The sequence below is a fragment of the Sphingobium indicum BiD32 genome (assembly GCF_000382885.1).
Lineage (GTDB): Bacteria > Pseudomonadota > Alphaproteobacteria > Sphingomonadales > Sphingomonadaceae > Sphingobium > Sphingobium japonicum_C.
In genome coordinates, this window is record NZ_CAVK010000247.1 from 35,397 (window position 1) to 43,186 (window position 7,790).

The 7,790-nt window shown below is 62.8% G+C and carries 6 protein-coding genes; 2 read left to right on the forward strand and 4 right to left on the reverse strand.

The window, feature by feature from the left end:
• The first annotated feature begins 94 nt into the window (after positions 1 to 94).
• Both EBBID32_RS21735 and EBBID32_RS21740 read left to right on the forward strand, forming a co-directional pair.
• Positions 95 to 751 carry a glutathione S-transferase gene (locus tag EBBID32_RS21735; protein WP_006967200.1) on the forward strand — a complete coding sequence of 219 codons (657 nt, stop codon included), beginning with the start codon at positions 95 to 97 and terminating at the stop codon, positions 749 to 751.
• Between the two features lie 41 nt (positions 752 to 792).
• Positions 793 to 2,436, forward strand: coding sequence for a M20/M25/M40 family metallo-hydrolase (locus EBBID32_RS21740; protein ID WP_006967202.1), 1,644 nt, complete (start codon positions 793 to 795; stop codon positions 2,434 to 2,436).
• A 13-nt stretch (positions 2,437 to 2,449) separates the two neighbouring features.
• On the opposite strand, the gene EBBID32_RS21745 is transcribed toward EBBID32_RS21740, so the two are convergent.
• From EBBID32_RS21745 to acnA, 4 genes are all read right to left on the reverse strand, one after another.
• Positions 2,450 to 3,808: a glycoside hydrolase family 27 protein gene (locus EBBID32_RS21745; RefSeq protein WP_006967204.1), complete on the reverse strand. Its 1,359-nt coding sequence runs from the start codon at positions 3,806 to 3,808 to the stop codon at positions 2,450 to 2,452.
• A gap of 85 nt (positions 3,809 to 3,893) precedes the next feature.
• Positions 3,894 to 4,574, reverse strand: coding sequence for a cyclase family protein (locus EBBID32_RS21750; protein WP_006967206.1), 681 nt, complete (start codon positions 4,572 to 4,574; stop codon positions 3,894 to 3,896).
• Positions 4,571 to 4,861, reverse strand: coding sequence for a CBU_0592 family membrane protein (locus EBBID32_RS21755; protein ID WP_006967208.1), 291 nt, complete (start codon positions 4,859 to 4,861; stop codon positions 4,571 to 4,573). Before EBBID32_RS21755 ends, EBBID32_RS21750 begins: the two co-directional genes overlap by 4 nt.
• 43 nt (positions 4,862 to 4,904) lie before the next feature.
• Positions 4,905 to 7,574 carry an aconitate hydratase AcnA gene (gene acnA, locus EBBID32_RS21760; RefSeq protein WP_006967210.1) on the reverse strand — a complete coding sequence of 890 codons (2,670 nt, stop codon included), beginning with the start codon at positions 7,572 to 7,574 and terminating at the stop codon, positions 4,905 to 4,907.
• Positions 7,575 to 7,790: the final 216 nt, after the last annotated feature.

Consider the following 7,790-nt stretch of genomic DNA (forward strand, 5'->3'; position numbering starts at 1 on the left):
ATCCGAATCGGTTCTCGTATGAAACGCTATACATGTTTTTCATGTTGCACCGCATCATCATAAATGTAGGTTAAGGCTGACCGGAGGGAATGTCATGGCCGTTGCGCAACTCACTCTATCCAGTAAAAATTATTCCTCATGGTCGCTGCGCGGCTGGCTGCTCTGCCGGATCGCGGGGTTGAAGGTCGAGGAAAAGCTGATCGCGCTGGACGATGCGGACAATCGCGCCGAACTGCTGCTGCTGTCCCCATCCGTGCTGGTGCCGCGCCTGACCCATGAAGGGGCGAGCGTGTGGGACACGCTGGCGATCGCGGAATATCTGCATGAGCTATACCCTGATGCCGGCATGTATCCCGCCGACCGGATCGCGCGCGCCCATTGCCGGTCGGTGTCGGGGGAAATTCATTCGGGCTTTGCCAATCTTCGTTCCGCGCTGCCGATGAACCTGAAAGTCCGGCACGCCAAATTCCCGATCTTTTCGGGTGCCAAGCCCGACATCGAACGGATCGAGACGATCTGGGCGGAATGTCTGGACAGCTATGGCGGGCCATGGCTGTTCGGCGACAAGCCGACCGTCGCCGACGCGATGTTCGCGCCGGTGGCCGAACGGTTCCTGACCTATGCCGTGCCGGTTTCGGCCATGGCTGCGGCCTATTGCCGGACGATCAATAGCTGGGACATCATGCGCGAATGGATCGATGAGGCGCGGGTCGAGCCGGACGAGGTGGAAGAACTCGACATCGAATTCTGACCGCTCTTTCCCTTGAGGTGGGCAGGGCGTAAGCCATTGCCATGACCCGCGCTTTTCTGGCTCTGAGCCTTCTCGCCCTTCCTGCTCACGCCCAGACCGTGGCGCCGCAGCAGCTCGAACAATCGGTCCGGGTTCTGGCGTCGGACCTGTTCGAGGGGCGCGCGCCCGGTACGGTGGGAGAGGAGCGGACGATCGGCTATCTGGTCGGCCGCTTTCAGGCGCTGGGGCTGGAGCCGGGTGGTCCGGATGGTCAATGGGTGCAGAGCGTGCCCTTGCTGCACACAAGGCTGGGAAGCGCGGGGACGCTTGGCGTTTCGCAGGGGGGCGCTACGACGCCTTGGACCGTGGGCAGGCATGTCTATCTCTCCACTCTCCAGCCCAAAGACAAGGTGGCGATCAGCGCCGCGCCAATGGTGTTTGTCGGCTATGGCGTTTCCGCCCCGGAACGCGGCTGGGATGATTTCAAGGGCGTGGACCTGAAGAGCAAGGTCGCCGTCTTTCTGATCAACGATCCGGATTTCGAGGCGGCCAGGGGCGACGATGCGGTCGGCAAATTTGGCGGGCGGACCATGACCTATTATGGCCGCTGGACCTACAAATTTGAGGAAGCGGCCCGGCGCGGGGCGATCGGTGCGCTGATCGTGCATGATATGGCGGGCGCTGGCTATGGCTGGAATGTGGTGATCAGTCCGGGCGGCGAGAATTACGATCTGGTGCGTGCGCCCGACAAGGTGACCAGCCTCCAGTTGCAGGGCTGGATAGAGGGCGGCGCGGCGGCCACGCTGTTTTCGGGCGCGGGTCTGGATTTGAACGCGCTGCGCAAGCAGGCGCGGTCGAAGCATTTTCGTGCGGTGGAGTTGAAGGGGGCCAGCTTCTCCGCTGATTTCCCGGTGACGCAGGACGTGGTCAAAAGCGCCAACGTGCTGGCGCGCATCCCCGGTGCGACACGGCCTGATGAAACGGTGATGTATGGCGCGCATTGGGACGCCTATGGCAAGGGCGCGCCCGACGCGCAGGGGCGCATATATCGCGCCGGGGCCAATGATGACGCGCTGGGCATTGCCGGGCTGTTCGAGATCGCCCGCGCGTTCAAGGCTGGCCCGGCGCCCGACCGGTCCGTCCTGTTCGCGGCCTGGACTGCCGAGGAGCGCGGGTTGCTGGGGTCCGAACATTATGCCCAGAACCCGGTCTGGCCATTGGACAAGACCGTCGCCAACCTGACCCTCGACATTCTCCAGACCGCTGGCAAGGCGAAGGATGTCATTCTGGTCGGCAAGGGGCAAGGGACGCTGGAGGATGATCTGGCCAGGGCCGCCGCCACGCAGGGCCGGGTCGTGACACCCGAAAGCCTGCCTGAGCGCGGGCTATTCTATCGCGCCGATCATTTTTCCATGGCCAAGCGCGGCGTGCCGGTGCTGCTGATGATGGGCATTGCGGGCGCGTCCGATCTGGTCGAGGGTGGGCGTGTTGCCGGGCAGGCGTGGGTCGATGCCTATACCGGCCAATGCTACCATCAGGCCTGCGACGCGATCGACGCGACATGGAAGCTGGATGGCGCGGCGCAGGATGTGGCGCTGATGCTGGATATTGGCCATGACCTCGCCACATCGACCCGCTGGCCGCAATGGAAGGCGGGTTCGGAGTTCAAGGCGGTGCGGGACGCGAGCGCGGCGGCGCGGCCATGAGGGGCGTGATTGTTCAACGCAGCCGGTAGAGGGCGGCACCGTGCGACGGCAGCATCGCCGATATGCGCTCCGCCTGTCGTGGCAGTGCCTTGCCCTCCCACAGGTCGCGCACGGCGACCGGGCCGCTGATCCCCAGGTCGCGCAATCTGACGCCGACGTCGCGCGGTTTGTCGCCGGTGTTGAACAGCGCGACATAGCGATCGGTGCCGCCGTCCGCCCAGGCCGACCAGATGCGGACCCCGTCCTCGACGAAATGCGGGCAATTGCCGTGGCTGGCCTGATTGACGGCCAGCACGTCGCGATTGGTCAACAGCGCCAATGTGGCGTCATCCAGGTGCCGCAAATCCCCGCCCATGATCAGTGGCGAGCGGGCGATCGCCCATAGCGTCATCAATGTGCGCTGTTCGTCCGGCGTGAAGCGCGTGTCCCGCTCCCCAAGCGCCAGTCGGCCCAAGGGCAGCATGTCGGCATCGGGCCAACTGCCTGGACCACGATAGGGCGTCCAATTTTCCAGCCGGGTGAATTGCGCGTCGAGCATCGCCCAATCATCCCAGAAATCGTCGGAGATGCGCCACATTTGCGCGAAGCGGCGCACATGGTCGCCGCGGATCACCGGGGTTTCGCCCGGTGAGAGGCTGAGGATGATCGGCCGTCCGGTTGCCAGAATCGCCTTATGCGCGGCCTCGATCTCTGCGGCATGGGCGTCATAGGGGCGGCTCATATCGTCCATCTTGACGAAATCGACGCCCCAATCGGCGTAGAGGCGGAAGATGCTGTCATAATAGGCCTGTGCGCCAGGCCGTGCCATGTCGACGCCAAACATATCGGGATTCCACGAACAGATGCTGGTCCGGTCGGCGATATCGGCCGCGTGGTAGGGCGTTCCCAGGATCGGCAGATTTTGCTCGACCGCTGCGCGTGGGATGCCCCGCATGACGTGGATGCCGAACTTCAGTCCCAATAAGTGCATTGCCTTCGCCAGCGGCGCAAAGCCGCTGTCGTGGGCGCTGGACGGAAAACGGTTGGGCGCGGGTATCATGCGTCCATAGGCATCCATCGCGGGTTTGGGTTTGGCGTTGTAGGTGTAACTGGACGCTTCGGGTTCATACCATTGGATATCGACGGTGAAGATGTCGTAGCCGAAAGGGAGCAGCTTTTCGGCCATGATCGTGGCTGTTTCGCGCGCCTGCGCTTCGGTGATGGTCGTGGCGAAACTGTTCCAGCTGTTCCAGCCCATCGGCGGGCGCGGGGCCAGCACCTGATCCCGTCGCTGTGGCGCGGCGTTCGCGGGCGCGGTGACAGCGCCAGCGAGGCCCGTCACGCCTGCGGTCAACAGGTTGCGGCGGCTGGCTTTCCAATTGAGCATGTTCATTTGTAGGAGTTAATGCGAAATCGGCGGCAAGATCAAGGCAGGTTTATGTTTTAACTCCGGCCAGCCATTACCGGTGGCGGGCAAATCAGGCCATCATGTCGCGGTCCAGCATGGCGAAGGCCCGGACGGGAAATGTCCCCATGCCCATAATCTTGGGCGGTACGGCGCTAAAGGCAAATCCGGCCTCCGGCAATGCGGCCAGATTGGTCATATGTTCGCAAATCAGGACGCCTGCGCCCAACAGCGTGCGGTGCACCGGGCGACCACAACCGGGGCGGGTATCGTCGATATTGTGACTGTCGATCCCGACCAGCCGCGCGCCGCGATCCGCCAGGAGGCAGGCGGCACTCTCCGTCAGGAACGGATGTTCATCGAAATAAGCCGGTGTGCGCCAATGCCGGTCCCAGCCCGTGTGGATCAGCACGGCCTTGCCGTTCACGTCCAGTCCGTCCAGATCCGCGGCATCGGTTGCCAGCCCCACTGTCTCGAACGGTCGCCTGACCAGGATGGCGGGCAGGCTGGCCAGCCGGTCGAGCGCCAGCATCGACAGATCGTCGCCATCCTCGAAACGGTGAAATGGGGCATCCAGATAGGTGCCGGTGTTCGACACCATGTCGATCCGTCCCATCTGAAAGGCGCTGCCATCGGCATAGGTGGCGCGCGATTGCTCCCTTGTCCAGTAATCGCAGATATGCGGTGCAGCCACGCCCTTATAGGTCGGCATCCCATGCTCGATTGCATGGCTGAGGTCGATGAAGCGGGTCATGCGGGCGAAACTTTCCGGCGGGCGATGCGCCACAAAGCGACGAAGCCGATTCCGCTCCAGATGATGTTGAGGACCATCGAGGGGATTGCCCCGTGCCACCAAGTGTTGAGCACGAAAAAGGCAGCGCCCAGCGCGTTCATGCCCTGAAAGGCCCATGATCCGCCTGTCAGCCGTCCGCTGGATACCCCCAAATAGGCAGCCAGAACCAGCAACGCGCCGGTCCAGCCTATGACTTCGACGAACAACGCCAACGGCAGTCCTCCAGCCAGGAAAAAGGCTCCCTCCATGTGGGAGGGAGCCTTTCAACTCTTACGCCAGTGCGTCAGTCGATCAAGCGGCCAGCTTGCGCAGCACATATTGGAGGATGCCGCCGTTCAGGAAATATTCCAGCTCGTTGATCGTGTCGATCCGGCAGAGGGCGGTGAAGGTGAAGGTTGAGCCGTCGGCGCGCTTGACGATCACGTCCACATCCTGACGGGGCTTGAGGCCCGCGACATTCTGGATCGTGAAGCTTTCGTCGCCGGTCAGGCCGAGCGTGTCGCGCGTGTCGCCATTTTTGAACTGGAGCGGGAGCACGCCCATGCCGACCAGGTTCGAGCGGTGGATGCGCTCGAAGCTTTCAACGATGACCGCGCGGACGCCGAGCAGGTTGGTGCCCTTGGCCGCCCAGTCGCGCGAGGAGCCAGTGCCATATTCCTTGCCGCCGATGACGACCAGCGGGGTGCCGTCGGCCTTGTGCTTCATCGCCGCGTCATAGATCGGCAGGGTTTCGCCCTTGTAGCTGGTCATGCCGCCTTCGACGCCGTCGAGCATCAAATTCTTGATGCGGATATTGGCGAAGGTGCCGCGCATCATGACTTCATGATGGCCGCGCCGTGCGCCGTAGCTGTTATAATCGGCCTGCGCGACCTGATGTTCGGATAGCCACCTGCCCGCGGGCGAGGACGCCTTGATGGAGCCGGCGGGCGAGATGTGGTCTGTGGTGATGGAGTCGCCGAAGATCGCCAATGGTTTTGCTTCGATGATGTCGGTGACCGGTGCAGGCGTCATGCTCAGCCCTTCAAAATAGGGCGGGTTGGCAACATAGGTGGAGCCTGCTCGCCATTTGTAGGTGTCGCTGCCCGTCACGTCGATCGCCTGCCAATGGGCGTCGCCCTTGTAGACATTGGCGTAGCGTGCCTGGAACATGGCGCGGTCCATGCAGCCCGCCATGGTCGAGGCGACCTCGTCATTGGTCGGCCATATGTCCTTGAGATAAACGTCATTGCCCGCGCTGCTGACGCCGATGGGCGTGGTGATGAAATCCTCGATCACCGTGCCCTTGAGGGCGTAGGCGACGACAAGTGGCGGGCTGGCGAGGAAGTTGGCGCGCACGTCGGGCGACACGCGGCCTTCAAAGTTGCGGTTGCCGGAGATGACGGCAGCGGCGACCAGGCCGTTGTCGTTGATCGCTGCGCTGATCGGTGGCGCCAGCGGGCCGCTATTGCCGATGCAGGTGGTGCAACCATAGCCGACCAGATTGAAGCCGATTGCGTCGAGGTGCGATTGGAGACCGGCGCGCTCCAGATAGTCGGTCACGACCTGGCTGCCGGGTGCGAGCGAGGTTTTGACCCAGGGCTTGGGTTTGAGGCCGAGTTCGTTCGCTTTTTTGGCGACGAGACCGGCAGCGACCATGACGCCGGGGTTGGACGTGTTGGTGCAGCTGGTGATCGCGGCGATGGTGACATCGCCGTCGCCAATGTCGAAATCCTTGCCCGCTACGGGTACGCGCTGCTGCGCTTTCTTGTACGTGTTGACGAGGTCGGCGTTGAACACGTCATCGACTTTCGGCAGCGAGACGCGGTCCTGCGGGCGCTTGGGACCGGCCAGGCTGGGGACGACGGTGGCAAGGTCCAGTTCCAGCGTGTCGGTGAATATAAGGTCGGCCGACGGGTCGATCCAGAAGCCCTGTTCCTTGGCATAGGCTTCGACCAGCGCGAGATTATCGTCGCTGCGGCCGGTCAGGCGCATATAGTCGAGCGTCTTGTCATCAATGCCGAAAAAGCCGCAGGTCGCGCCATATTCGGGCGCCATATTGGCGAGCGTTGCGCGGTCGGCGAGGCTGAGCGAGGCGAGGCCGGGGCCGAAATATTCGACGAAGCGGCCGACGACGCCCTTCTTGCGCAGCATTTCGGTGCAGGTGAGGACCAGATCGGTGGCGGTCACGCCTTCCTTCAGTTCGCCGATCATCTTGAAGCCGACGACTTCGGGGATCAGCATGGAGACGGGCTGGCCCAGCATCGCCGCTTCCGCCTCGATCCCGCCGACGCCCCAGCCCAGTACGCCGAGGCCGTTGATCATGGTGGTGTGGCTGTCCGTGCCGACACAGGTGTCAGGATAGGCGACCATGTTGCCGTCAGCATCGACCGAGGACCAGACGGCCTGCGCGATATTTTCCAGATTCACCTGATGGCAGATGCCGGTGCCGGGGGGGACGGCGTAGAAATTGGCGAGGGACTTGCTGCCCCATTTCAGAAAGTCGTAGCGCTCCATATTGCGCTGATATTCGATTTCGACATTCTGCTCGAACGCCCTGGGCGTACCGAATTCATCGACCATGACGCTATGGTCGATGACGAGATGGACGGGCACCTGCGGGTTGATCTTGCTGGCGTCGGCACCCAGCGCGTTCATCGCGTCGCGCATGGCGGCCAGATCGACCACGCAGGGAACGCCGGTGAAATCCTGAAGCAGCACACGGGCGGGGCGATACTGGATTTCGCGCTCCGCCTTGCCCCGGTCATTCTGCCAGTCGACGATCGCCTTTATGTCCTCCACCGTGACGGTGACGCCATCTTCAAATCGGAGCAGGTTTTCGAGCAGCACCTTCATCGAGAAGGGGAGGCGCGACACATCGCCCAGCTTTGCCGCGGCCTTCTTGAGCGAATAGAAGCCGATATCCTTGCCATTGACATGCAATATGTCGCGCGTGCCCAGCGTGTCCTGTCCGATGGCGGTCATGAATGTGCGTCTCCTCGCAATAGCTTCGGCCCCATCGAGCGATAACGCATGAATCATGGGTCGAAGCAGCTATGTCCCGTTGTAGCAGGGAGATAGGCATTGCGGGCGGCAAATCAATTGCCGGGGCGGTGAGGCTGTCGCCGGGGGACTGCCGAGTGCGGCGTCGTTGGCGTGTCGAGCAAAGCCAATTCTCCCCTTGTAGGGGAGGTGGCTGGC

Coding starts and splice junctions, on each gene's coding strand:
- EBBID32_RS21740 (WP_006967202.1), top strand. CDS start 793: ATGACCCGCGCTTTTCTGGCTCTGAGCCTTCTCGCCCTTCCTGCTCAC.
- EBBID32_RS21755 (WP_006967208.1), bottom strand. CDS start 4,861: ATGGAGGGAGCCTTTTTCCTGGCTGGAGGACTGCCGTTGGCGTTGTTC.
- acnA (WP_006967210.1), bottom strand. CDS start 7,574: ATGACCGCCATCGGACAGGACACGCTGGGCACGCGCGACATATTGCAT.
- EBBID32_RS21735 (WP_006967200.1), top strand. CDS start 95: ATGGCCGTTGCGCAACTCACTCTATCCAGTAAAAATTATTCCTCATGG.
- EBBID32_RS21750 (WP_006967206.1), bottom strand. CDS start 4,574: ATGACCCGCTTCATCGACCTCAGCCATGCAATCGAGCATGGGATGCCG.
- EBBID32_RS21745 (WP_006967204.1), bottom strand. CDS start 3,808: ATGAACATGCTCAATTGGAAAGCCAGCCGCCGCAACCTGTTGACCGCA.